Below are 25,135 nucleotides of genomic sequence, written 5' to 3'. Positions count from 1 at the left end.
CTTCAAAGTGTTGACTGAGAACTATTTCTATTAACTATAAGTAAGACGTTGAGCCTTCTGAAAACCAGAAAGGCTCAACGCTTTTTTTTTACAGTTTTTTCACAATCAGGCAGGTTGCAGCTCGCTGACCACTTTTCCGGCGTTCATGCGCACCAGCTGGTCCGCCACATCGAAGTAACGATCGTCGTGGGAAATGACGATGATGGTTTTGCCCAGGCGCTTCAGGTCCGGTAGCAGTTCGGTGTAGAAAATCCGGCGGAAGGTCGGGTCCTGATCGGCCGCCCATTCGTCGAACACCAGCACCGGGCGCTCTTCCAGCCAGGCATTGACCAGTGCCAGGCGCTTGCGCTGGCCGGTGGACAAGTCGGTGGTGGTAAAGGAGCCATCGCGCACGCTGACTTTGTGGGCAATCTCCAGGCGTTGCAGGTAGTTGTTGGCGTCATCCGGAATATGCGTGTCGCCTTGCACCACGTCATCGAACAGGTAGTAGTCGGCAAAGATGGTGGTGAACAACTGACGGTAGTCGTCGCGGGTGAGCGCGGTGACCACCTGGTCATTGAGGCGGATCTCACCCTGCTGCGGCGCATACAAGCCAAGCAGCAACTTGATCAGGGTGGTCTTGCCGCATCCGTTTTCGCCGACGATGAAAATAATGTCGCCTTGCTCGATCTTCAGGTTCACCGGCCCGAGACGGAACGGCGTGGCGCCCTCGACAGCCGGGAAGGTGTACGACACATCGGTCAGTTCCAGGCTATGTACCGGTGTCTTCTGATGGCCCCGGTCGTTGAGCAGCAGATGCGGTTCTGGCGACGAGAACTGCTCGGACAAATCGGCAATACGGCGGAACGCGATTTGTGCGCGGCTGACAATCGGCAGCGTGCCGATGATGTGTTCCAGCGGGCCTTTCATGTACAGGAGCACCAGCACGAAACCGCTCATCACCGCTTTATCGGCACTCGGCCACAGCGATTGCAGGCAAAGGGCCAGACCGATCACCACAAAAAACAGCATTGAGCCCAGGGTTTTGGCCACGACGAAGATATTGACCGAGCGCACCTGGGTTTCGCAGATTTTGTCTGCGGTGGCTTCTATGCCCGAGACGAACATGCGGTGCCGGCGCGGGCGGTGGATGCGCAGCTCTTTCGCGCCTTCGGCGACCGCATGGTAGTGCTTTTGCAACTCGTCTTCATGTTCGCGGGCGCGCATGAAACCTTGCATGCCACGTCCGCGGGCAATGTATTGAATGACAGTGCCGATCATGATCGCCACGACCATCATCAGGAACATGGGCCAGGAGAGCATTGCCAGGTAGCCCATGCAACCGAGGGTAACGGTCATGGAAATAGCCAGCGGTGCGAAGGCGAAGGCGAAATCGCTGATAGTGTCGACGTCGTGGGTCAGCACCGGGATCAAGCGATGGCTGCGATAGCGTTCGATTTGAGCGATGGGGGCCGACAGCACTTTTTCGCCCAACTCTTTACGCAGTTTGGCGATGATGTGTTGGCCGACATAGTTGGTGCCGATGTCGGAGAAGATCGAACTGGTCAGCGCCAGCAGGCACAGGCCGGCGAACACCGCGACCATGGTGTTGCTCAGGTTGCCCTCGGAGTGCAGCACGTTATTGATGGTCGCCAGCAACGCCGTGACGCTCAGGCCGCCGACCATGCCGAGCAGGATCGAGCCGGTAACGATCAGCCGAAAGGGTTTGAGCAGGGCAAACAATTCATTGATCACCCCGCGTGTTGGTTTGCTCATGGAGGTTCCCTGCTTGAAAGAGCGGCGAAGGCCGGGGTCGGTCGCGGGCTTGGCCTGGGTGACGTGGAGGGCGCAAGCGCGCCGGCATGCGTTGCATGGCCGGATCGCGCTCATCTGTAAAACGACTGGAGAGGTGGTTAATTTAGTCGGGCGGCGTTGCTACAGATCCCGGGCGACACGCAAGCCAAGCCAGTCGCCGCGGGTGTCGGTATACGTTGCGTTGCGGTTGCCCGAGCGCGAGAACACCGGTGCTTCACCCCAGTCATTGCCGCGGATCTGGCGAACTTCGCACTTGCCGGTCAGCCGGGCGCTGCCATCGCTTGGCGCGCCGACATAGCTGTCGTTGTAGCAATCGGCGGTCCACTCATAAACGTTGCCGTGCATGTCATAGACGCCGAAGGCATTGGCCGGGAAGCTGCCAGCCGGCGAGGTGAAGTTGTAGCCGTCGGCAGCGCCATAGGTGTTCGCATGTTGGGCGATGCTGTATTCCTTGCCCTCATCGAACGGGAAGGGGAATGAACCGGTGCTGCCAGCCCGGGCGGCGTATTCGCGCAGGGACTCGCTGACCAGTCGATAATGCTTGCCGGTCTTTTTCGACAGCCATGCCACGTAAGCCTCGGCCTCGGGGAAGTCCATGCACACCGCCGGATGTTTGTCGGTGTATTGCTTGCTCGGGTCGCTGCCCTGGTAATCAGGGATGCCGGCCTTGCACGCACGGCCCGGGCGGGTATCGCCGTCGGGCATCTGGTAGCCGGTGTCTCTGAGGTAGGCAAACCATTCACGCTTGAGCACCTGGAAGCGGCTGATGGCCAGCGGTTTGGCGAAGGTCACCGGGTGCAATGGGCCTTCATCGGGTTCACGGCCGACTTCGTTTTCCGGCGTGCCCATGGTGAAGGTGCCGGTGGGCAGCACGACCATTTCCGGGCAATCCTTGCAGTCTTTGAACACCTTGCCCGGCTTGCTGGTTTCGGCTGCCTGCGCAAGCCCCGGCAGCAGGCTGGCGAGCAGGCCGGCGAGGGCCAGTGACTTCAAGGAAAAGCTACGCAGCTCACTGTTCATCATTTCTCTCGATAACAGGTTGAAAAGGAATGTGCGGTGTCAGGCAGCTCTAAGCTGCGTGCCAAGCAGCGCCATGAAACGGTCGATTTCCTGCTCGTTGTTCAGCAGGCCGGGGGCCGTGCGAATCACCGGGCCCACATCACGATGGACGGCGTCGGCGACCACGCGGTTTTGCATCAGGTAGGCGGCGACTTTGTCACTGTCCTTGTGCTTGATCCGGAAGAAGGTAAAACCGGCGGAAAGCTCTGGGCTCAACGGGGTAACCAGCTCGATTTGCGGGTGCTCCAGCAAGCGCTTTTTCAGATAGCTGTTGAGTGCATGAATGCGCGCCTGAACCTCGGCCTTGCCCAGTTCCAGGTGCAGCTTGAACGCCTCGTCGAGCGCCCAGCGATGCTCGAACGAGTGGTAGCCGCCGGGCGTCATGGTGGTCGAGAAAGCCGTGGCCTCGGAGAAGGTCGGGATGATCGGAGTCACGTATTTGACCTCTTCAAAGCGGCTGCAGACGATGCCGGTGCCACGCGGGCCGAACATCCATTTATGGGTGCCGGCGATGAAGAAGTCGCAGTTCATCGCGGGGAAGCTCAGGTCGTCGACGCCGAAGCCATGCACGCCATCCACCACGTAGAGGATGCGATCCGCATCGCTGCGGCCGCGGTTGTGCTTATCCACCAGCGCACCGATGTCGGCGATTGGCAGTTTCACGCCGCTACCCGAATGCACCCAGCACATGCCCAATACACGGGTTTCGGGGCGAATGCTGCTGTTGATGGCCTCAAGGATTTCGGTTTTGGTGGCGGTTTGCGGGTCTTTGAACAGGCGGATTTTGCGCACGTGCGTGCCATCGCGTTCGGTGCGCAGGGCGAGGATGGTGTGGGTGGCGTAGTGTTCGTGCTCGGTGGTCAGAATTTCCTGATCGGGGCGCACGTGTACGCCGCCGTAGATCATCGCCAGCCCTTCGGTGGTGCTGCCGGTAAGCGCTATCTGCCTGGCATTGGCTTGCAGGTAGCGCCCCGCCCAGGCCCGCACCTGCTCTTCGCGTTCTTCGATCACGCCCAGGTCCCAATCCATCGCCAGCCCCGGGTTTTTATCGAGGGCGGCGCGGTGCTTTTCGATGGCCTCACGCACCGGTTTGGGATGCGTGGTGATCAAGAAGTTGGAGAAGTGCAGGTAATCCGGATCCTGATTGAACAACAGGCGCAGTTGCGCCCATTTGTCCCGAGGCGCAGGCGCCTGTGGCGTCGCGTGTGCCAAGGCGGGCAAGCTGGCGGTCAGTGGCAGGCCGGCGGCGAGAATCCCGGCCTGCTTTAGAAAGGCTCTGCGGTTGCTCATGGTTTGCCGGCGCCCTGCTGCGAAACCAGCGCAGGCTTCGCGGCGTTCTGTACCTGATCCCAGACCCTGAGGAAGTTGCCGCCCCACAGTTTGGCAATGTCTGCTTCGGAGTAACCGCGTGCAAGCAACTCAGCCGTGACGTTGGGAACGTCGCCGACGTTTGCCCAACCCTTGACGCCGCCGCCCTCATTGAAGTCCGAGCTGATGCCGACATGGTCGATGCCGATCTTGCGCACGGTGTAGTCGATGGCGTCGCCATAGTCCTTGAGGGTGGCTTTCGGCTCTTCTTCAAGAATGCCGTAGAGTCGGCCGGCGTATTGGCCGAATTTTTCTTCGCTCCAGGCAGCAATGATCGGGTCGCCCGGCATCAGTGCCATCGCGAGGTTCGGCAGTGGAGGCAGGCCGAATTCCTTGCGCAGGTCGTTGAGCCTGTCCTGGGTCTTCTGGGTCAGCGGGCGCAGGTACTGGGAGAACCCCACCACCTGCACCACGCCACCGCTGTTTTTGATCAGTTGCATTTCCTTGTCGGTGAGGTTGCGCGGGATATCCACCATGGCGCGAGGCGCCGAGTGCGAGGCGACCATCGGCGTGCGGCTCAACTGCGCGACTTGCTCCAGTGCCTGGGTCGACATCTGCGAGACATCGATGATCACGCCCAGGTCGTTCAGGCGTTTGACGGCTTGCTTGCCCAGGTCGGAGAGGCCGCCGAGTGCGTCCGGCGAGTCATTGAAAAAGGGTAATGGGCGCGACGAATCGGCCCAGTCGTTGTTGCCGATGTAGCTGAAGCCGAACATGCGCATGCCGCGCGCCGTCCACAGGTCCAGTTGATTCAGGTCGTGGCCCAATGGGTAGGCGTTGAGCATGCTGATGAAAATCGCGAACTTGCCTTCGCCGTGCAAGCGGCGGAAGTCGTCCGGGGTGTAGGCAATGGCGACCTGGTTGGGAAAGTCGCGCACCATGCCGGAGATGATTTTGTAGCGGATCTCCTGCTGGTTTCGGGCCTCTTCGACGAACCCGGCGGTAGGTTTGTGCGGTGCGTTGGCACCGTTCCACAATTCCGGCCAGCCGAAGATCGTTAATGCCGCGCCGGACAGTCGGCCACGGTTGGCCTTGACCAGGTCGAACTGGCCCGAGCCGTCCTTGTCGGCTTCGTTGCCGTCAGTGCCGAAGTTCTGCATCAGGCTGACGTGGCTGTCGAAAGAAAGCATGCGCTCGTGCAGTTCACGGGCTTGCTCGACCACTTTGGCCGGGTAGCCGAGATCATCCTTGAACCAGATATCCCAGGCAGCGAAGCCGGCAGCGGCGCTGATTGCCAGGGCCAACGGCAGGCCAATATAAAGAGCCTTTTTTGAACGTGGTTTTGTCATTGCCATCTCGGTCAGGTTCGCCATCGAGGTTCAGGCGCGGGGCCTTTGCTATCTGGGATGAACGAGTCATCGGCTGAGGAATTTAGGCGGCGATCTTTTCCATGCCGCATAAATTTGTGTAACCAGCAAACGTTCTAGCTTGGATAAAGCCTGCTTCATGGCTGACACAGGTAGGGCAATGAAGATTTCTCGACGATGGTTCATGGCAGGCCTGGCGCTGACGGGCGCCGCCGTGCCTGCGGCTTATTTTGGGCATCGTGAATGGACGAAGCCGGATCCGAAGATCACTCCCGGCGAGGCCTCGTTTGACGTCGCGGACGTGGCCGGACAGCGCCTGGCGAATGCCTTGCGCGGTGTTTGGGACATTCGTTTCGAAGGCCGTGATGCAGGCCTTGAGGGCTTGCCGCTGAATGGGTTGCAGGTGTTGCTCGACATTGGTCAGAAAGGCCGTGGGGTGTGCGGTTTTCTCGATACGCCCGAGCGTCTGCGTTCCGGCGAAACGCCACGTTACCGAATTTTGGGCGATCTGGCCGGCGGCGATGGGGCGAAACTCAGTTGGCGCCTGATTGGGGCCAATGGCCATATCGACTATGAACTGGACATGATCCTGGATGAGGTCTGGGCCGACTTCGGCAATGCCGGCAGCGGTACCCTCAGTGGTCGCGCCTCACGCCTTGATCGTCCGCTGGCCTTGCCGGTCCAGGACAACCGTTTTATTGCGGTCAAGCATCTGTTTCCCGAGGCGCGTGAGCGTACGCCACTGAATCCGACACTGCTGGCCTGGCTGATTTCGCCCGAGCACCGTCTGTTTCACCAGGTGTGGCATGCCACGCGGGACAAATGGCACAAGTTGGCCGAAGACAAGCGTGATGCCCTGCGTGGCATCGGCTGGCAGCCCGGGCCGCGCGACAAGGAGCGTGATGCCCGTGGGCCGCGCAAGGATCGCAACGGTTCGGGAATCGACTTCTTCTTCATGCATCGGCACATGCTCGGCACCGCACGCTCGATGCAGGATCTGCCGTCCTGGGAATATTTCCCGCTGCCACAGCCGGAGCTGATTCGCGACCGTGTCGGCTTTGCCCGTTATTTCGACAACCACGACGGCACTTCACTGCCGCCGACCTGGCTGGCCGCGGGTGATGACGCGTTCAGTCAATGGGTCAGCGACATCAAAACCGCCGAGACTTATCAGAGCAATTTCCAGGTATGGGAGTCGCGCTACCGCGATCCGGCCTATCTGGCCAAGCTTAGCCTCGGGCAGTTTGGCTCCGAGGTGGAACTGGGTCTGCACGACTGGCTGCACATGCGCTGGGCGTCAGTGCCACGTGACCCATCCAACGGCCAGCCGGTACCATTCGCTCGCGACCCCGCGGATTTCGCGGCGCGTTGGTATGCGCCGGAAAACGACTTTCTCGGTGACCCGTTTTCATCCCATGTGAATCCGGTGTTCTGGCATTTCCATGGCTGGATTGATGACCGGATCGAAGACTGGTTCCGCGCGCATGAGCGCTTTCATCCGGGTGAAGTCAGCCGGATGACGGTCAACGGCGTTTCGTGGTTTGCCCCGGGGCGTTGGGTCGAGGTCGATGATCCGTGGCTGGGGCCAACCACTCACGGTTGCAGCACCACGCCGGGTCTACAGGTTGGCAAGTCGGTGGAAATGGACCCGGAAACCATGAAGCTGGCGCTGCGCGTCACCTTTATCGACGACGAGAAAAAACTCGCCGGGTTGTTCCGGCGCGTGCCGCAACGACCGTGGTACGCGCGCCACATGAAGGCCAGGACCGAGCCGGCCTAAGGTTCAATCGCGGGCAAGCCCGCGATGCTTTTTTGCAGGAGCCAGCGGCTTACAGCGTCTGCCACCCGCCACCGAGTGCCTTGTACAACGCGATGCTCGCCTGCAAACGTGACAGGCGCAGTTGCACATTCAGATTCTGCGCCGCATACAGCGTGCGCTGGGTTTCCAGGACCGTCAGCAGATCCTCGGCGCCAGCCTGATAGCGGCTCTGGGCGATATTGAACGCGCTCTGTGCCTGATTGAGCTCTTCGGTTTGCCACTGGCGTTGCTCATCGAGGCGGCGAATGCTGTTCAGGGCTTTTTCGACGTCGGCGAAACCATTGATGATCGCGCCGCGATAGGTCTCCAGCAGTTCTTCCTGGCGAGCTGTGGCCTTGTCGCGTTCGGCAGCCAGTCGACCGTTGTTGAAGATCGGCGCGGCCAGCCCGGCGGTGAGGTTGTAGAAGGGGTTTCGGATCAGTTCATCGAACTGATTGGCGCCCGAGCCGAGGCTGGCGGTCAGGGTAAGTTTGGGCAGCATGGCCGCACGGGCGACGGTGACATCGGCCTGGGCGGCGGCCAGTTGCGCTTCGGCGCGGGCGATGTCCGGTCGGCGGGTCAATAGATCGCTGGGCAGGCCGGCAGCAATCTGCGGCCACTGCAGTTGATCGAAGGTTTCCAGGCTGCGGGGCAGGTCCTGTACCGGCCGGCCGAGCAGCGCCGCGAGGCTGATCGTGGTGTCCTGGGCCTGTTGCTGGACCAGCGGCAGTTGGCGTTGCTGCGCCGCCACCAGGCTCTTCTGTTGGGCCAGTTCCAGGGCTGTAGCAGAGCCGGCATTGAAGCGGGTCTGTACCAATCGCATAACGTTTTCGGCGTTGGCCAGGTTCAGCCCGGCGATCCGGCTCTGCTCGCGCAGGGACAGAACCTGCACGTAACTGTTGGCGACACCACTGAGCAGGGTCAGCTCCACTGTGGCCTGGTCGAATTCACTGGCCTGGAGGGAAAATTGCGCGCTATCGCGGGACGCACGATTGCCGCCCCAGAAGTCGATCTCGTAGCTCGCGCTGAGGTTGGCGTCGAAATAGTCCACCGCCTTGTTGCTGCTGTCGGCGTCCAACTGGCTGTAGCCATTGCCGCGCAGCAGTTTCTGGCGATTGGCATTGAGACCGGATTTGATCTCGGGCAGCAATGTCCCGCCGGCAATTACCGTGTCGGCCTGGGCCTGGCGCACCCGGGCGATCGCGGCGGCCAGGTCATGGCTGCCGGTTTGTGCCTGTTTGATCAGCTCATCGAGCTGCGGGCTGGAGAATCGTGTCCACCATTGCAAATCGTCGCGGGCGAGATCGTCCTGGTGCGGCGATTGCCAGGTGGGCGGGGGTTGCACGCCGCTGTCCGGGCGCTGGGCGGGCGTGCCGCAGGCGCAGAGCAACAGGCACGCGGTCAACAGGCTGAGGCGCGGTTTCATAGATCTGTCATTCACTGGTAAGGGCCGTGACCGGGTCGAGCCGGGCGGCTTTGCGGGCGGGCATGAAGCCGAAGACAACGCCGGTCACCAGCGCGCAGCTGAAGGCGCCGAGAACCGCCATCAAGGAAAATGCCACGGCGACTTCGCTGAGAATCAGCACGCCGCCGACGATCAACGCCAGGGCGATCCCGGCAATACCGCCGACCACCGACAACATCACGGCCTCGGTCAGGAATTGTCGCAGGATGTCGCGCTGGCGAGCGCCAGTGGCCATGCGAATGCCGATCTCGCGAGTGCGCTCGCGCACGGTCATGAGCATGATGTTCATCACGCCGATGCCGCCTACCAACAGCGAGATCGCGGCAATCGAGCCGAGCATCAGCGACAGGGTGTTCTGGGTGCGTGCCTCGGCCTGGATCATCGCGGCGTTGTTGGTCAATTGAAAGTCATGCTTATCGTTGTGCAGGCGCAGCATCAATTGCTCGATGGCGTGCTCCGCATCCTTGACCTTGCGCGCATCTGCTGCCGCGATGGCCACGTACTCCGGATTGCGTGTGCCGAACAGTCGGAGGCTGGCGGCCGAGTACGGTATGGCGATACGGTTGTCGCTGTCCGAATCTCCGGAGCTGGCGCCTTTTTCCGCGAGGACACCGACCACCTGAAATGGCACATTCTCGATCAGGATGTACTGGCCGATGGGGTGGGCGACATCCTTGAGCAGTTTGGTGCGTACCTTGTGGCCGATCACCGCAACCGCTGCTGCATTGCGCTCGTCGTCTTCGGTGAAGTAGCTGCCCTCGACCACTGGCCAATTGAAGATCGCCGGGAAGTTGGTGTCGTTACCGCCGACGTAACTCAAATGGTCGGCATTGCCGAAACGCACGCCGGCCTCGGCGCCGTTGACCGGCATGATCCGCTGTACTTGTGGCAGGCTGGCGAGTGCGTGGACGTCGTCGAGGGTGACGATCCCCGCCGGCGTGCGCGGGTTGGGCGCCGAACCGCTGAGGTAAATGATATTGGAGCCGAACGCGCCCATTTGTGCCATGACCTGACGTTTACTGCCTTCGCCGACCGCGAGCATCACCACCACTGACGCAACACCGATGATGATCCCGAGCAGCGTCAGCGCGGTACGAAAACGGTTGATCCACATCACCCGCCAGGCGGCGTGCAGGGCATCGAGCAGTTCACCTTTCCAGGCACCGGTGGCCTCGGCGCCTTCGCTCAGGCGCTTGCGCAGATCCACCGCTTGCAGGGCGCCGGGATTGGCGCCGGGCCCGGCATCGGGCTTGTCACGGGCGCTGTCACTGATAATCAGCCCGTCGCGTATCTCGATGATGCGGTTGGCCCGCGCCGCCACTTCGCGGTCGTGTGTGATCAGGATCACCACATGGCCCTGGCTGGCCAGTTCGTCCAGCAGGGTCATGACCTCGGCGCCACTGTGGCTGTCGAGGGCGCCGGTAGGTTCGTCGGCGAGGATGATATGCCCGCCGTTCATCAACGCCCGGGCAATCGAGACCCGCTGCTGCTGGCCGCCGGAAAGCTGGTGCGGGCGGTTGGCGGTACGCTCGGCCAGGCCCAGGCGCGTCAGCAGGGCCTTGGCGCGGGCATGGCGTTCGGCGGCGCTGATGCCGGCATAGATCGCCGGCATCTCGACGTTTTCCTGGGCCGAGCCGGAAGGGATCAGGTGATAGCCCTGGAACACGAAACCGAACGCCTCGCGGCGCAGCCAGGCGAGTTCATCGCTGCCCAGTCGGGCGACGTTTTCCCCGGCGAACAGGTAGTCGCCCTCGGTGGGGCGGTCGAGGCAGCCGAGGATGTTCATCAGCGTGGATTTGCCGGAGCCCGAGGCGCCGACAATCGCCACGAATTCTCCGGCATGGATCGCCAGGTCGATGCCGCGCAGCACATCAACCTGTGGCGTGTCGCCGCCGCCGTAGGATTTGCGGATACCCTTGAGTTCGATCAGTGGGGTCGACATTCAACCCCCGCTGCCATCGGCCGGGCCGATCAGCAGGTGATCGCCTTCGTCCAGGCCTTCCAGCACCTGGACTCGCAGGCGGTCGCTGAGGCCCAGGCGAATTTCGCGCTGTTCAATGCTGCCGTTTTTCGCCACCACGCGGGCAATCTGTCGGTCGGCGCCGAGGCGTCCTTGCAGGGCGGCGACCGGCGCGGTCAGGGTGTCCCTGGCCTGGCCCGCGACGAAGAATACCTGGGTGGTCATTTCCGCCATCAAGGCGTTATCGGTGTTGTCGACGTCCAGCAGCACCGTGTATAGCACCACTCGCCCGGTACCGTTTTTGCTGGCGCTGCTAGGGCTGCCACCGCCCTGGCTGGTTTCGTTGAGCGGCTTGGGCGGGATCGGCAAAATCTGCCGTACGGTGCTGGTCCAGCGCCGCCCACCGCCGCTCAAGGTGGTGAAGTAGGCGGTCATGCCGGGTTTGACATGGCCGATATCCGCTTCCGACACTTCGGCCCATACGGTCATCGGCGAAAGCTTGGCGATCCGCAGGATCAGCGGCGTTTGCTGCTGGGCGTTAAGGGTCTGGCCTTCCCGGGCGTCCACTGCGACCACGGTGCCGCTCATCGGCGCATAAATGCGCGTGTAGCCCAACTCTGCCTCGTCACTGCGCAGGCTGGCCTTGGCCTGGCGGATCTGCGCCAGGAACATGTCGACCCGCGCCTGGGTGGCGCTCAGTTCGGCTTTGGCGGTTTGCACGTCTTCTTCACGGGTGGCGTTATCGGCCTCCAGGCGCTGCTGGCGCTGGTACTTCTGGCGAGCCAGTTCGTGCTGCGCGCGCTGCTCCTGCAACTGGGCCTGCAGGTTCTCGATGGCAAAGCGGCTCGCGTCGAGCCTGGCTTTTTGCGTCGAGGGGTCGATCTCTACCAACAGTTGGCCTTCCTTGACCTGGGCACCGGCCTCTACGTGAATCTTCTGGATCTGTCCGGACGCCTGGGCGCCCACGTCGACGTAGCGCCGGGGTTGCAGGGTACCCAGGGCCGTGACGCTGCTTTCGATATCGCCACGCGTCACAGTGACGGTCGCCAGCTTGTCCCGGCCCGGCGGCAAGACCTGCCAGGCAGCTAAAGCGATGACGGGGATCAGGCACGCGACCACAAGCAGGGCGCGTCGGGCAGGTCGAGGACGTTTCATGCAGAGTTCCAGCCAGGAAAGATCGGCCCGCAGGAGCGGGAAGCTGACTGGTAGACGAGGACATTGTCCGGGGATTTAGGCCGTTACATATGCCGTTACAGGTGTGTCAGGCAAAATAATTGGCCGGCGTTGCAAGTCTTGTTTAAAACTAGATGAGAATTACTATAAATTACACGCACCTCAAACTGCCATCATCGAGCTGCATCACCGAATCGGCCGTTATCTTCGTAATCAAAGGACCTAATGCCGCCTTCAGGCGGTCGGGAGTCATGTTGGAAAACTACTATCGCGAGCTGGTGTGTTTCCTCAACGCCAAGCTGGGCAACCGTCAGGTGGCCGAAGATGTGGTGCATGACGCTTATGTGCGGGTGCTGGGGCGCGCCAGTGAGGTCCCGATCGACCAGCCTCGGGCGTTTCTCTATCGCACGGCGCTCAACCTGGTGATCGACGGTCATCGGCGCAACGCCCTGCGCCAGGATGAACCCCTGGAAGTACTCGACAGCGAGGAGCGCTTTTCGCTTTCCTCGCCCCACCACAGCCTGGACCACGGGCAGCGCCTGGAGATGCTTGAGCGCGCACTGGCCGAACTGCCGGCGCTCTGCCGTGACAGTTTCCTGCTGCGCAAGCTTGACGGTCTGTCCCACCCGCAAATCGCCGAGCGCCTGAGTATTTCCCGCGCGCTGGTGGAAAAACACATCGTCAATGCCATGAAGCATTGCCGGGCGCGCATTCGTGAGTGGGATGTGCACTGAGTCCAGCGATAGCTAAATTTTATTTCATTGTCCTCGTCTCCTATCAACACACGACCTGTTGCTGTGCCTTCAGGTCTCTGAGGCTTTCCCGCCCCACTGCCACGGGGCTTATCCAGAGGACACTGGAATGACACAGGCAATTGCATCGCCCGCCGTTCACGACCTGATCGGTATCGGTTTCGGCCCTTCGAACCTGGCGCTGGCCATCGCCCTGCAGGAACGCGAGAAAGCCCAGGGCAAACTGGACGTGCTGTTCCTCGACAAGCAGGCCGACTACCGCTGGCACGGCAACACCCTGGTGACCCAGAGTGAATTGCAGATCTCCTTCCTCAAGGACCTGGTGACCCTGCGCAATCCCACCAGCCCGTATTCGTTCGTCAATTATCTGAAAGCCCACGGGCGCCTGGTGGACTTCATCAACCTGGGCACCTTTTATCCGTGCCGCATGGAGTACAACGACTACCTGCGTTGGGTTTGCGCGCAGTTCCAGGCCCAGAGCCGTTACGGCGAGGAAGTGCTGGCCATCGAGCCGATCCTGCATCAGCAGCAGGTCGAGGCGCTGCGGGTGATCTCCCGGGATGCCCAGGGTGAGCAGCACGTTCGCACCACCCGTTCGGTGGTGGTCAGTGCCGGTGGTACGCCGCGTATTCCGGCCTCGTTCAAGGGGCTCAAGGATGATGGGCGGGTGTTCCATCACTCCCAGTACCTGGAGCGCATGGCCCAGCAACCGTGTGTCGACGGCAAGCCGATGCGCATCGCGATCATCGGGGGTGGCCAGAGCGCGGCCGAAGCCTTTATCGACCTCAACGACAGCTTCCCGTCGGTGCAGGTCGACATGATCCTGCGCGGCTCGGCCCTCAAGCCTGCCGATGACAGCCCGTTCGTCAACGAAGTGTTCTCGCCGGAATTTACCGACCTGGTGTTCCAGCAGAACGGCAGTGAGCGCGAGCGCCTGGTCAACGAGTACCACAACACCAACTACTCGGTGGTGGACCTGGACCTGATCGAGCGCATCTACGGGATCTTCTACCGGCAGAAAGTCTCCGGTATTGCCCGTCACGCGTTCCGCACCCTGACCACCGTGGAAAAAGCCACGGCCGGGCCGTTGGGTGTCGAGTTGGCGCTGCGCAACAACGCCACCGGCGAAACCAGCCTCAACCACTACGATGCAGTCGTGCTGGCCACCGGGTATGAGCGCCAGATGCACCGCCAGTTGCTGGCCCCGTTGGCAGACTACATGGGCGACTTCGAGGTCAGCCGCGACTACCGCATCGTCACCGACGAGCGCTGCAAGGCCGGCATCTACATGCAGGGCTTCAGCCAGGCCAGCCATGGCTTGAGTGACACCTTGCTGTCGATTTTGCCGATTCGTGCCGACGAGATTGCCGCGTCGCTGTACGAGCATGATCGCAGCCGTGGCAAAAGCCGTTCGGTGCAGGACCTGCTGCTGGCCACCGCCAGCTGACAGGCTGTACTTGAACCTCGGGGCTTGCTGCTGATACTGTACAAAAAACCAGTATCGGTAGAAGCCCCATGCAGTTGATCGAAAAACTCAGCATCCTCGCCGACGCCGCCAAGTACGACGCCTCCTGCGCCAGCAGCGGCGCGCCCAAGCGCAGCTCGGAAGGCAAGGCGGGGCTGGGTTCCACCGATGGCATGGGCATCTGCCACAGCTACACGCCCGACGGTCGCTGCGTATCCCTGCTCAAGGTATTGCTGACCAACTTCTGCCTCTACGACTGCCAATACTGCGTCAACCGCCGCTCCAGCGACGTGCCCCGTGCACGCTTCAGCCCGGAGGAGGTGGTGACCCTGACCCTCGACTTCTACCGGCGCAACTGCGTCAGCGGGCTGTTTCTCAGCTCCGGCATCATCCGTTCGGCCGACTACACCATGGAGCAGTTGGTGCGGGTGGCCAAACTCCTGCGCGAAGAGCACGACTTTCGCGGCTATATCCACCTCAAGACCATTCCCGAGGCCGACCCGGCGCTGATTGCCGAGGCGGGGCGGTATGCCGATCGCCTCAGCGTGAACATCGAGTTGCCGACGGACAAGAGCCTGCAAACCCTGGCGCCCGAGAAGCAGATCGTCTCGATCAAGCAGGCCATGCAAACCATCTATACCGGTGAACAGACCGTGCTCAACGAGCCCCGCGCGCCGCGTTTCGCGCCGGCCGGGCAGAGCACGCAGATGATCGTCGGCGCCGATGACACCGACGACAGCACCATCCTCCATAGCGCCGAGGCGTTGTACGGCAATTTCAAATTGCGCCGGGTGTATTACTCGGCGTTCAGCCCGATACCCAACAGCCCTAAAAGCGTACCCCTGGCAGCGCCGCCTTTGATGCGCGAGCACCGTTTGTACCAGGCGGATTTCCTGTTGCGCAGTTATGGGTTCAGCGCCAACGAATTGTTAGAAGGGCCCGGCGACCTGGCCCTGGATATCGACCCTAAATTGGCGTGGGCGCTGGAGCACCGCGAGGTGTTCCCGCTGGACCTGAACCGCGCCGAGCCGACGCTTATTGCGCGCATTCCCGGGATTGGCCTGCGCACCACCCAACGGCTGGTGGACCTGCGCCGCCAGCGCAAGATCCGCTTCGAAGACCTGGCGCGCATGCGCTGCGTGCTGGCCAAGGCCAAGCCATTTTTCATCACCAGTGACTACCACCCGCAGCAGGCGGAAAGCACCAGCGTGCTGCTGCGCGAACAACTGCGTGACCGGCCGCAGCCGCAGCAAATGGGGCTTTGGGGATGATCAGCCTGGAATGCGACAACCTGTTCGGCACCTGGCGCGAGCAGGCGCGCTGGTTGCTCAGTCATCAGATTGACCCAAGCCATGTGAGTTGGGGCGTGGCCGAAGTGGCGGACCTGTTTGCCACGGACGAGCAGTACCCGGCCGAATGCGGGCCGTTCCAGGCGCGGATTCCCAAGGCACTGCTGGAGCTGCTGGAATCTGCCGCGTGTTACCACGGTGAACAGCGCTGGAGCCTGTTGTATGAAGTGTTATGGCGCGTAAGCCATGGTGACCGCACAGCGATGATGTCGGGGGACAAGCTGGGCAGCGAGTTGCAGCGGCGGATCAAGCAGGTGCAGCGCGAGGCCCATCACCTGCATGCGTTTGTGCGGTTTATCGCATTGCCGGCAGAGGCGGGGCCGCAGTTGCCGGAGTATGTAGCGTGGCATGAGCCGGCCCACGATATCTTGAAGGTGGCCAGCCAGCATTTTGTCGGGCGCATGGGGCGCCATCGCTGGATGATCGCCACGCCTTTGGATGGGGTTTATTACGATGGGGAGCAGTTGATTCACCAGCGGCAATGCCCGGCGCAATGGCAGGCGTTAGCGCAGAATGTCGAGGACCCCCACAGTGCGATGTGGCTGACGTACTACAGCCATATCTTTAACCCGGCGCGGTTGAACCCCAAGGTGATGGAAGGGCATTTGCCGAGTCGGTTCTGGAAGAATCTGCCGGAGGGCAAGTTGATCCCGGGTTTGATCAGCGAGGCGCGTACGGGTAAGCAGCGCGATGGGCAGGCGAAGTTGATTGGGGCCAGGCCGGGCAAGCGAATCTCAAGCGGACCCGGTTAATGCAGGAGCGGGCTTTTGTGATGAGCGGGCTTTTGTAGTGAGCGGGCTTGCCCCGCGCTGGGCTGCGAAGCAGCCCCAATAAACTCACCGAGTTCTTTCAGACGGAACCGGGGCGCAGGTTTTAGGGCCGCTTCGCAGCCCAGCGCGGGGCAAGCCCGCTCACCACAAAAGCCTGTTCACCACAAAAGCCTGTTCACTACAAGAGCCTGCTCACCACAAAAGCCCGCTCACCACAGTAATGTGTGTGGTTTTAGCAGGTGGTGTTCAGGCCAGTTCCGTAGCGGTATTTTTCACCACAGCCAACTCCGGGTGCGCCACCAGTTTATCGATGTGCAATTCATCGTTGTTCAACCAGGTTTCCGTCAGCACCCGGTAGTGCTCCATGTCCCGGCAGCGCATGCGCAAACTGTAGTCGAAAGGCCCGCTGATCAACTGGCATTCGAAGACTTGCGGGCAGGCTTTGACGCACGCCTCAAACGCCTTTTGCGCCGAGCGCCCGCTCTGGTTGGACAGGGCCACCAGCACCAGCAATGACAACCCCGGCGAAACCAGCTGCACATCGATGATCGCCCCGTAACCCCGGATGACCCCGCGTCGCTCCAGCTTGCGCACCCGCTCCAGGCATGGCCTGGGCGTCAGGTGCACCAGCGACGAGAGTCGTTCGTAGGTGATGCGGCCCTGGTGCCGCAACACGTCGATGATGGCTTCATCGATGCGGTCCAGTGCAGGGGAGGCGTTTGGTCCGGTGGCCTTGGTATCCATGGTGTCTGGTGTTCACTTCAATCGGTTGGAAAGAAATTGCTGCAAGCGTTCGCTGTTTGGCTGATCGAGGATCTCGGCTCCACCTTGTTCCTCAACACGGCCCTGGTGCAGAAACAACACTTGGCTGGACACCTGCCGGGCAAAGCCCATTTCGTGGGTGACCATGAGCATGGTACGACCTTCCTCAGCCAACGTCTGTATGACTTTAAGCACTTCTCCTACAAGTTCCGGGTCGAGCGCCGAGGTGGGTTCGTCGAACAGAATAATCTCCGGCTCCATCGCCAGGGCCCGGGCGATGGCCACGCGCTGTTGCTGGCCACCGGAGAGGAATGCCGGGTATTGGTCGGCCACACGGCCCGGCAGGCCTACCTTGTCGAGGTACAGGCGTGCACGTTTTTCGGCTTCTGCGGCGCTCACGCCCAACGCCCGGCGCGGGGCCAGGGTGATGTTTTCCAGCACCGTCATGTGGCTCCACAGGTTGAAATGCTGGAACACCATGGCCAGGCGGGTGCGCAGGTTCTGCAATTGCGCCTGGTGCGGTGCGCGGGTGCCGGCGCGGCCTTGCTGCATTTCGATGCTGATGCCGTCCAGGGTGATGACCCCGGCGTCCGGCTGTTCGAGGAAGTTGATGCAGCGCAGCATGGTGCTTTTGCCGGAGCCGCTGGCGCCGATCAGGCTGATCACGTCGCCGTTGCGTGCGTTGAGCGAGACGCCCTTGAGCACCTCATGTTCGCCATAGCGTTTGTGCAGGCCTTCGACCTGGAGTTTGATGTTGGCGTTTTCGGCCACGGCCACCGGTTTGGCGGCCGGGCGTACATCGGTGGGGTAAGCGGCCAGGGCCTGCGCGGACTGATTCATGGGTTAGCCTCGGGTAGGAACAAGAAAACGCATCCAGCGACGTTCGGCCAGTCGAAACAGGCCCACCAGTGCAAAGGACAGCAGCATGTACAACAGGGCCGCGATACCGAATGCCTGGAACGTGAGGAACGTTTCGGCGTTGGCATCGCGGGCCACTTTGAGGATGTCGGCGATGGTGGCGGTGAACGCCAGGGACGTGGCGTGCAGCATCAGGATCATTTCATTGCTGTAGGCCGGCAGTGCGCGACGCAGTGCGGCGGGCACTACCACAAACAGGTTCAGGCGCCAGCCATGCAGGCCGTAGGCCTTGGCGGCTTCGATCTCGCCGTGGGGGATGTTGCGAATCGCCCCGGCAAAGATTTCCACGGTGTAGGCGCACGTGTTCAATACAAACGCCAGCAGCGTGCAGTTCAGTGCATTGCGAAAAAACTGGTTGAGCAGGGCGTTGTCCTGCACCACGTCCAGGCCGTAGAGGCCGGTGTAGCAAATCAGCAACTGGATATACAGCGGCGTGCCGCGAAACAGGTAGGTGTAGACCTCCACTGGCCAGCGAATCCAGAAGTGTTCCGAGACCCGCGCGATCGCCAGCGGGATCGACAGAAAGAAGCCCAGCACCACCGAGATAATGAAGAGCCACAGGGTCATCGCCACCCCGGAAAAGCCGTTACCGTCGGTGAACAGGTAGGCCAGGCCGTATTGCTGGATCAGTTCGATCATCGCACCATCCCCTTGATGCCCACGTTGTAGCGCCGTTCCAGGCGTTTGAAGATGCGGTTGGAGAGGGTGGTGATCACCAGGTACACCAGGCCCGCGAGGATCAGGAAATACAGCGGGTCATTGGTGGTCTTGCCGGCGTTTTGTGCGGCCTTGACCAGGTCTGACAGGCCGATGATCGACACCAGCGCGGTGGACTTGAGCAGCACCAGCCAGTTGTTGCCCAGGCCCGGCAGGGCAAAGCGCATCAGTTGCGGGAACAGCACCAGGCGAAAGCGCTGCCAGCGGCTCAGGCCGTAGGCGGTGGCGGCTTCGAGTTGGCCGGCGGGCACGCTGAGAATCGCCCCGCGAAAGTTTTCGGTGAAATACGCACCGTAGATAAAACCGAGGGTGATGACACCGGCGGTGAACGGGTCGATTTCGAAGTAGGCCCAGCCGAGCATTTCACTCAGGTCGTTCAGCCACAGTTGCAGGCTGTAGAAAATCAGCAGGATCAGCACCAGGTCCGGCACGCTGCGAATCAGCGTGGTGTAGAGCGTGGCCGGAACCCGCAGCAGCTTGACGCTGGAGAGTTTGGCACCCGCCGCGATCAGTCCCAGGGACAGGCTCAGGAGCAGCGCCAGGAACGCCAGCTTGACCGTCATCCAGGCACCCTGGGCCAGCAGCGGGCCGAAGCCCTGCAAGTTGAGGAGTTCATTCATGGAGGGGAGATCTCTGTGGGGCTCAGACGTCCCCTGTAGGAGCCGGCTTGCCGGCGATGGGGCCGTCGAGTTCAGCGCAATGCTTCAGGCAGCCATCGCTAGCAAGCCAGCTCCTACAGGGGCGAGGTGGATATCACTCGTTGTAGATATCCTGATCGCCGAAATATTTCTTCTGGATCTGTGTGTAGGTGCCATCGGCCTGGACGGCGGCGATGCCTTTGTTGATCAGCTCCACCAGGTCCTTGTCGTTCTTGCGCAAGCCCATGGCGATGTCGAGCGGCAGGGTAGGGTCCTTGAAGGCCGGGCCGGTCTTGAAGTCGGCGCCTTCAGGCTTGGACAGGAAGTTCAGCTGGGCTTCGAGCTTGTCGGTGAGGGTGGCGTCGAGGCGACCGTTTTGCAGGTCGGCGTAGTTCTGTTCCTGGGACTGGTACGCCTTGATCTGCGCGCCGAGCCTGGCCAGGTGTGCACGGGCGTAGGCTTCTTGCAGCGAGCCTTGCAGCACGCCCACCTGTTTGCCTTTCAGCGATTCGGGGGTGTCGCCGAAGTCGGCGCTTTTGCGGGTGATCACCGAGGTCGGGCTGAGGAATAGCCGGTCGCTGAAGTCGATGACTTTCTGGCGGGCCGGGGTCACGGCCATGGAGGACATGATGGCGTCGAACTTGCGGGCGCGCAGGGCCGGGATCATGCCGTCGAATTCGTTGTGGACCCACACGCATTTGACTTCCAGCTTGGCGCAGATGGCGTTGCCCAGGTCGATGTCGAAACCTTGCAGGCTGCCGTCGGCGGCGACGGATTCAAACGGTGGGTATTCGGGGAAAACCCCAAAGCGGATTTCTTTCCATTCCTGAGCCTGGGCAGCGGTTGCGGCCAATGGCAGGAGCAGCGCAGCGAAAAGTGATCGGAGCGGAGTCATGTGTATTCCCTATATTTTGTAATTGATGTCAGGGCAGTAGAAAAGTTGAAAGCTAAGGCGAGCTGGCTTTTGTGGCGAGGGAGCTTGCTCCCGCTGGGCTGCGCAGCGGCCCCAAAATCCCGGGAGCGCTACGCACTCCAGCGGGAGCAAGCTCCCTCGCCACATTGGGCTGCCTCACTACATTGGGCTGTTTGTTGTCAGAGAGAATGCTTCAAGATGGTGCGTTTTTTGTGTCGTTTACCCCCGCTGCGGCGCGCGGAATGTGCTGTTAAAACGCGGGCCACAGCGGAAACGGCTGGGGTACCCGCTAAATCGGCTTGTGGACCGGGCTTTTTAGGTCTGCCCCTCACGCAAAGCGGCAGGCCAGAGCGGTCTCAGGCGCGCTTTTTGTGCTGTGCGGCCGGTGGCTGGGCCAGGCGGGCAAACAGGTCTTTGGGGTCGGCGAGGTCCGGCACCAGTTCCAGTTCGCTGCCCACGTCCAGCGCCTTGGCCACGTCCAGCACGTAACGCAATGCCGAGTAGTCTTCGATGGCAAAACCCACCGAGTCGAACAGGGTGACCTGGCGCGCATTTTCGCGGCCCGGGGCCTGGCCGTTGATCACTTGCCACAGCTCGGTGACCGGCGAATCTTCCGGCATATGCTGGATCTCGCCTTCAATGCGGCTTTGCGGTTCGTACTCGACGATCACGCGGGCACGTTCGACGATTCGTCGGTCCAGCTCGGTCTTGCCGGGGCAGTCGCCGCCCACGGCATTGAGGTGCATGCCCGGTTCGATCATCTCGTTCGTGAGGATGGTGGCGTAGGCCTTGTCGGCGGTGACGGTGGTGACGATGTCGGCACCTTTCACGGCTTCGGCCACGCTGCCTGCCAGGATCACTTTGATCGCCGGGAAGGCTTTCAGGTTGGCCGCCAGTTTGGCGGTGGCCTTGGCGTCGATGTCGAACAGGCGGATTTCATTGATGCCCAGCATCGCGTGGAAGGCCAGGGCCTGGAACTCGCTTTGGGAGCCGTTGCCGATCAGCGCCATGCTGCGGCTGTTGTCCCGGGCCAGGTAGCGCGCCACCAGGGCCGAGGTGGCGGCGGTGCGGATCGCGGTGGTCAGGGTCATTTCGGCCAGCAGTACCGGTTTGCCGGTGTCCACATCGCCCAGGGCGCCGAAGGCCATTACGGTAAGCATGCCGCTCTGGGTGTTTTTCGGGTGGCCGTTCACGTATTTGAAGGCGTACAGCGAGGCGTCGGACACCGGCATCAGCTCGATCACGCCCTCGGGGGAATGGTTGGCCAGGCGCGCGCATTTTTCAAAGTCCTGCCAGCGCAGGTAATCGGCGCGGATGTACTCGGCCATCTCGGTGATGCAGGTTTGCAGGCCTTTTTGCGAAACCAGGTAGCTCAAGTCGTTGACGTCGATATAGCGGGTCATGGGAGGACTCCTTATTGAAATGAGGGGCGGGCGGGCAGATGCACTTCGGCCAACATGCAGCGCGCACTGCCGCCGCCGATGCGTTCGATGTTGTCGATGTTCACCACCACCGGGCGGGTGTGACGTTCCACATGCTGGCGCTGGGCGGGCTTGAGCGAGCCCCAGGCGCTGGCCGACATCACCAGCAGCGGCTGGCCGTCGCGGTCGTGGACTTCGAGCATGTTGCCGGCGAAGGCTTCCAACTGTTCGAAGTCCAGGGCGACGATGTCTTTTCCGGTGCCGCGCAGGGAGCCTTCCAGGGCCTGGCGCTCGTGGTCGTCGGGCAGCGCTTGCAAGCACACCACGGAGAGGTCGCGGCCGACGCTCATCATCACGTTGCTGTGGTAGATCGGCGCGTGGTGGCGGTCGACGGCATGGAACACGCAGACCTGGTAGCCCAGGCGTTCGGCGAACTGGCGCAGGGCATCCTGATGCGTACGCCCCGAGTGGCACGCATAGCTGATGCGGTGCTGGCGGTCGAGGACCATGCTGCCGGTGCCTTCGAGGAACATGTTCTGTTGTTCGAGGTGGCTGAAGTCGATGGTGTCTTTGATCGCGAAACGCTGCTCCAGCACTTGGAGCACACCTTTGTCGCGCTCCAGGCGGCGGTTCTGGCCTTCCATCGGGTACAGCACCAGGCTGCCGTCGGCGTGGCTGCTCCACCAGTTGTTGGGGAAAATCGAATCCGGGGTGTGGGGAGCGGGGGTGTCTTGAACCACCAGTACTTCCACGCCGTGATGGCGCAGGGTGTCGACGTAGCCGTCGAACTCTTGCAGCGCTTTGTGCTGTGCCGCCAACGGATCGAGGGGCGCGCGCTGGAAGCGGTTGTTGATCGCGGTGTCCGGGTTGAAGGCGAAGTGCGCCGGGCGGATCATCAAGACGGTATTGGTGGTTTGCATGGGGGCACGGGTCCATGGGGTTGGGCAGTGAGGCTATTTTGTGCGGTGTGAAGGAAGAATCCCGGCTGAAGTGAGGGGGCGGCCCAGCCGGGAAAGCTGAAAAGCGCGGTGTGGCAGCCGAATCGGCTGCTGGCTGCGGTTGAAGGAATAAAGCTGATCAACTGTGGGAGCTGGCTTGCCTGCGATAGCGGTCTGTCAGTTGATACTTGATTGGCTGACAGACCGCTATCGCAGGCAAGCCAGCTCCCACATTAGTATGGGGGGCTGCAGGAATTGAGTCCGTCATTAAGGAGTGCCCATGCCCACTGAAGTTCGTCTCGCCCAAACCACTGACGCCGAGGGCATCAGCCAGGTCATCCTGGCGGCCCTGCATGACAGCAACGCCCGGGATTATCCGGCGGATGTGATTGCGCGGGTGGCGAGCAACTTTACCCCCGAGGCTGTCGTGGGGTTGCTGGCGCGGCGAACGGTGCTGGTGGCGACCCAGGATGACGTGATCGTCGCCACTGCCGCGCTGGATGCCAATGTGGTGCGCTCGGTGTTCGTCAATCCGGCGCTGCAAGGGCAGGGCATCGGGCGTTTGTTGATGATTGAAATCGAGTTGCGCGCCCGGGAAGCCGGGGTGACATCGCTGCATGTGCCGTCGTCGCTGACCGCGGAGCCGTTCTATACCAAGCTGGGGTTTCACACGGTGCGCGACGTTTACCATGGCAATGAGCGCACGCTGGTGATGGAGAAGGCGTTGTCATCGCGCCATCCCATCGGCGTCTACCGCGACCGGGCGCATCGGGCGCAGGTGGTGGCGCTGTGGCAGGCGGCGTTTGGTTATGACGCAGCGCATAACACGCCGGGCCTGGCGATCGACAAGAAGTTGGCGGTGAACGATGGGTTGTTCTTCGTGGCCACCGACAAGAAGGCGGTGATTGGCACCATCCTCGCAGGCTACGACGGGCATCGTGGCTGGCTGTATTCGGTGGCGGTGCATGACGATTATCGGCGACAGGGCTTGGGCGCTTCGCTGGTGCGGCATGCGGAGCAGGCGTTGACCGCCTTGGGCTGCATGAAGATCAATCTGCAGATCACCAGCGGCAATGATGCGGTGATGGGGTTTTATGAGGCGCTGGGTTATGGCGCGGAGCCGCGGATCAGCATGGGCAAGAAGGTTCTGGGGAATATCCCGGGGGATAAAGTCTGAACCTCGGTTTTCCAGACGCAGGAAACCAAATGTGGGAGCGGGCTTGTTGTGGTGAGGGGGTTTGTTCCCCGTTGGGTTCACTACAGATTGATGGGGCTGCTTCGCAGCCCAGCGCGGGGCAAGCCCGCTCACTACAGTAAGCCAGGTCACCACAGTAAGCCAGCTCACTACAGCAAGTCCGCTCACTACAGCAAGCCAGCTGCCACATTGGTTTTGTGGTGTTGCTGGCAGCCGTGTGCTTAGACTTTGACGATCCAGCCTTCAGGCGCTTCGACGTCGCCGGATTGCACGCCGGTCAGCTCTTTGTAGAGCTGCTGGGTGACCGGGCCGACTTCTTTTTCGCTGTAGAACACGTGCAGCTTGTCTTTGTACTCGATGCCGCCGATCGGGGTGATCACGGCTGCGGTGCCGCAGGCGCCGGCTTCCTTGAAGTCCGACAGCTTGTCGATCAGCACGTCGCCTTCAACCACTTCCAGGCCCAGCCGCGATTTGGCCAGCTCGATCAGCGACAGGCGGGTGATGCCCGGCAACACCGACGGTGAGTTCGGGGTGACGAACTTGTTGTCGTGGGTGATCCCGAAGAAGTTGGCCGAGCCGACTTCTTCGATCTTCGAGTGGGTGGCCGGGTCGAGGTAGATGCAGTCGGCGAAGTTGGCTTTTTTCGCCAAAGAACCAGGCATCAGGCTGGCGGCGTAGTTGCCACCGACCTTGGCCGCACCGGTGCCGTTGGGAGCTGCACGGTCGTAACCGGAGATCAGGAAGTTGTGCGGGGTCAGGCCGCCCTTGAAGTAGGCGCCTACCGGGATGCAGAAGATCGAGAAGATGAACTCCGGCGCAGTACGCACGCCGATGTTGTCGCCGGTGCCGATCACGAACGGGCGCAGGTACAGCGCGCCGCCAGTGCCGTACGGCGGGATGAACCGCTCGTTGGCGCGGACCACGTCCTTGCAGGCTTCGATGAAGGTCTCGGTCGGCACTTGTGGCATCAGCAGGCGGCCACAGCTGCGCTGCATGCGCGCTGCGTTCTGGTCCGGGCGGAACAGGTTGATCGAACCGTCCTTGCAGCGGTAGGCCTTGAGGCCTTCGAAGCATTGCTGGCCGTAGTGCAGGGCGGTGGAGCCCTCGCTGATGTGCAGCACGTTGTCGTCGGTCAGGGTGCCTTCTTGCCAGGCGCCGTCTTTCCAGGTCTGGAGGAAACGCTTGTCGGTCTTGATGTAGTCAAAACCCAGCTTGTCCCAATTGATGCTTTCGTTACCCATGACACCCTCTATCTTTGGTCAACCGCCTGGTCGAAGGCAGGCTTATGGTTTATTTCTGGATGGGCGCAACAATACTTCATTCTTGGCTTGTGTGGGAGCGGGGTAGGTGGACCATTCGGCATCCTGGTCGGC

General features: G+C 61.6%; 21 protein-coding genes. 6 read left to right on the top strand and 15 right to left on the bottom strand.

Features of this window, described 5'->3' with window-relative positions:
• Positions 1-105 precede the first annotated feature (105 nt).
• The 4 genes from RGV33_RS22665 to pvdM form a co-directional block, all read right to left on the bottom strand.
• Positions 106-1,755 (bottom strand): cyclic peptide export ABC transporter, encoded by a 1,650-nt coding sequence (locus RGV33_RS22665; RefSeq protein ID WP_322146227.1) that lies wholly within the window; start codon positions 1,753-1,755, stop codon positions 106-108.
• A 159-nt stretch (positions 1,756-1,914) separates the two neighbouring features.
• Positions 1,915-2,814, bottom strand: a complete 900-nt coding sequence (locus RGV33_RS22660; RefSeq protein WP_322146226.1) for a formylglycine-generating enzyme family protein — start codon at positions 2,812-2,814, stop codon at positions 1,915-1,917.
• A 39-nt stretch (positions 2,815-2,853) separates the two neighbouring features.
• Complete coding sequence (locus RGV33_RS22655) at positions 2,854-4,143, bottom strand: aminotransferase class V-fold PLP-dependent enzyme (protein ID WP_322146225.1); 1,290 nt, start codon at positions 4,141-4,143, stop codon at positions 2,854-2,856.
• The gene (gene pvdM / locus RGV33_RS22650; RefSeq protein ID WP_322146224.1) at positions 4,140-5,510 is read right to left on the bottom strand and encodes a pyoverdine-tailoring dipeptidase-like protein PvdM; all 1,371 of its coding nucleotides are present in this window, start codon (positions 5,508-5,510) and stop codon (positions 4,140-4,142) included. Before pvdM ends, RGV33_RS22655 begins: the two co-directional genes overlap by 4 nt.
• Positions 5,511-5,688: 178 nt before the next feature.
• On the opposite strand from pvdM, the gene RGV33_RS22645 reads away from it, so the two are divergent.
• Positions 5,689-7,308, top strand: coding sequence for a PvdJ/PvdD/PvdP-like protein (locus RGV33_RS22645; protein WP_322146223.1), 1,620 nt, complete (start codon positions 5,689-5,691; stop codon positions 7,306-7,308).
• A 49-nt stretch (positions 7,309-7,357) separates the two neighbouring features.
• Here RGV33_RS22645 and RGV33_RS22640 read toward each other — a convergent pair whose 3' ends face one another.
• Genes RGV33_RS22640 through RGV33_RS22630 form a run of 3 tightly spaced genes read right to left on the bottom strand, consistent with a single transcriptional unit; the run spans position 7,358 to position 11,906 of the window.
• Entirely contained in the window at positions 7,358-8,752 is a 1,395-nt protein-coding gene (locus RGV33_RS22640; RefSeq protein ID WP_322146222.1) for an efflux transporter outer membrane subunit, read from the bottom strand.
• A 7-nt stretch (positions 8,753-8,759) separates the two neighbouring features.
• Positions 8,760-10,733 carry a MacB family efflux pump subunit gene (locus tag RGV33_RS22635; RefSeq protein WP_322146221.1) on the bottom strand — a complete coding sequence of 658 codons (1,974 nt, stop codon included), beginning with the start codon at positions 10,731-10,733 and terminating at the stop codon, positions 8,760-8,762.
• On the bottom strand, positions 10,734-11,906 hold the full coding sequence (locus RGV33_RS22630; RefSeq protein ID WP_322146220.1) for an efflux RND transporter periplasmic adaptor subunit: 1,173 nt from the start codon (positions 11,904-11,906) through the stop codon (positions 10,734-10,736). It abuts the gene before it with no gap.
• A gap of 269 nt (positions 11,907-12,175) precedes the next feature.
• Between RGV33_RS22630 and RGV33_RS22625 the strand changes: the two genes are divergently transcribed.
• The 4 genes from RGV33_RS22625 (at position 12,176) to RGV33_RS22610 (ending at position 16,242) form a co-directional block, all read left to right on the top strand.
• Positions 12,176-12,658, top strand: a complete 483-nt coding sequence (locus RGV33_RS22625; RefSeq protein WP_322146219.1) for a sigma-70 family RNA polymerase sigma factor — start codon at positions 12,176-12,178, stop codon at positions 12,656-12,658.
• Between the two features lie 127 nt (positions 12,659-12,785).
• A complete protein-coding gene (locus tag RGV33_RS22620; protein ID WP_322146218.1) occupies positions 12,786-14,123 on the top strand; it encodes a lysine N(6)-hydroxylase/L-ornithine N(5)-oxygenase family protein in 1,338 nt (445 codons plus the stop codon).
• Positions 14,124-14,191: 68 nt separating this feature from the next.
• Positions 14,192-15,412, top strand: coding sequence for a putative DNA modification/repair radical SAM protein (locus RGV33_RS22615; protein WP_322146217.1), 1,221 nt, complete (start codon positions 14,192-14,194; stop codon positions 15,410-15,412).
• Entirely contained in the window at positions 15,409-16,242 is an 834-nt protein-coding gene (locus tag RGV33_RS22610; RefSeq protein ID WP_322146216.1) for a TIGR03915 family putative DNA repair protein, read from the top strand. The genes RGV33_RS22615 and RGV33_RS22610 overlap by 4 nt, the downstream gene beginning before the upstream one ends.
• Positions 16,243-16,506: 264 nt before the next feature.
• Here RGV33_RS22610 and RGV33_RS22605 read toward each other — a convergent pair whose 3' ends face one another.
• The 7 genes from RGV33_RS22605 to ctlX form a co-directional block, all read right to left on the bottom strand.
• A complete protein-coding gene (locus tag RGV33_RS22605; protein WP_322146215.1) occupies positions 16,507-17,004 on the bottom strand; it encodes an Lrp/AsnC family transcriptional regulator in 498 nt (165 codons plus the stop codon).
• A gap of 12 nt (positions 17,005-17,016) precedes the next feature.
• The gene (locus tag RGV33_RS22600; protein ID WP_322146214.1) at positions 17,017-17,862 is read right to left on the bottom strand and encodes an ABC transporter ATP-binding protein; all 846 of its coding nucleotides are present in this window, start codon (positions 17,860-17,862) and stop codon (positions 17,017-17,019) included.
• Positions 17,863-17,865: 3 nt separating this feature from the next.
• On the bottom strand, positions 17,866-18,579 hold the full coding sequence (locus tag RGV33_RS22595; protein WP_008434490.1) for an ABC transporter permease: 714 nt from the start codon (positions 18,577-18,579) through the stop codon (positions 17,866-17,868).
• On the bottom strand, positions 18,576-19,277 hold the full coding sequence (locus RGV33_RS22590) for an ABC transporter permease (RefSeq protein ID WP_322146213.1): 702 nt from the start codon (positions 19,275-19,277) through the stop codon (positions 18,576-18,578). The genes RGV33_RS22595 and RGV33_RS22590 overlap by 4 nt, the downstream gene beginning before the upstream one ends.
• A gap of 133 nt (positions 19,278-19,410) precedes the next feature.
• The gene (locus RGV33_RS22585) at positions 19,411-20,190 is read right to left on the bottom strand and encodes an ABC transporter substrate-binding protein (RefSeq protein WP_322146212.1); all 780 of its coding nucleotides are present in this window, start codon (positions 20,188-20,190) and stop codon (positions 19,411-19,413) included.
• 374 nt (positions 20,191-20,564) lie between these two features.
• Positions 20,565-21,611: an ornithine cyclodeaminase gene (locus RGV33_RS22580; protein ID WP_322146211.1), complete on the bottom strand. Its 1,047-nt coding sequence runs from the start codon at positions 21,609-21,611 to the stop codon at positions 20,565-20,567.
• A gap of 11 nt (positions 21,612-21,622) precedes the next feature.
• The gene (gene ctlX / locus RGV33_RS22575) at positions 21,623-22,549 is read right to left on the bottom strand and encodes a citrulline utilization hydrolase CtlX (RefSeq protein ID WP_322146210.1); all 927 of its coding nucleotides are present in this window, start codon (positions 22,547-22,549) and stop codon (positions 21,623-21,625) included.
• Between the two features lie 298 nt (positions 22,550-22,847).
• Here ctlX and RGV33_RS22570 point away from each other — a divergent pair, with 298 nt between their 5' ends.
• Positions 22,848-23,744 carry a GNAT family acetyltransferase gene (locus RGV33_RS22570; protein WP_322146209.1) on the top strand — a complete coding sequence of 299 codons (897 nt, stop codon included), beginning with the start codon at positions 22,848-22,850 and terminating at the stop codon, positions 23,742-23,744.
• 239 nt (positions 23,745-23,983) lie between these two features.
• On the opposite strand, the gene RGV33_RS22565 is transcribed toward RGV33_RS22570, so the two are convergent.
• Positions 23,984-25,003, bottom strand: a complete 1,020-nt coding sequence (locus RGV33_RS22565; protein WP_322146208.1) for a branched-chain amino acid aminotransferase — start codon at positions 25,001-25,003, stop codon at positions 23,984-23,986.
• Between the last annotated feature and the right edge of the window lie 132 nt (positions 25,004-25,135).

It is taken from the genome of Pseudomonas sp. Bout1 (assembly GCF_034314165.1).
Taxonomy (GTDB): Bacteria; Pseudomonadota; Gammaproteobacteria; order Pseudomonadales; family Pseudomonadaceae; genus Aquipseudomonas.
The sequence above is the reverse complement of the archived record's forward strand: the minus strand, read 5'-3'. Positions and strand labels throughout refer to the sequence as shown.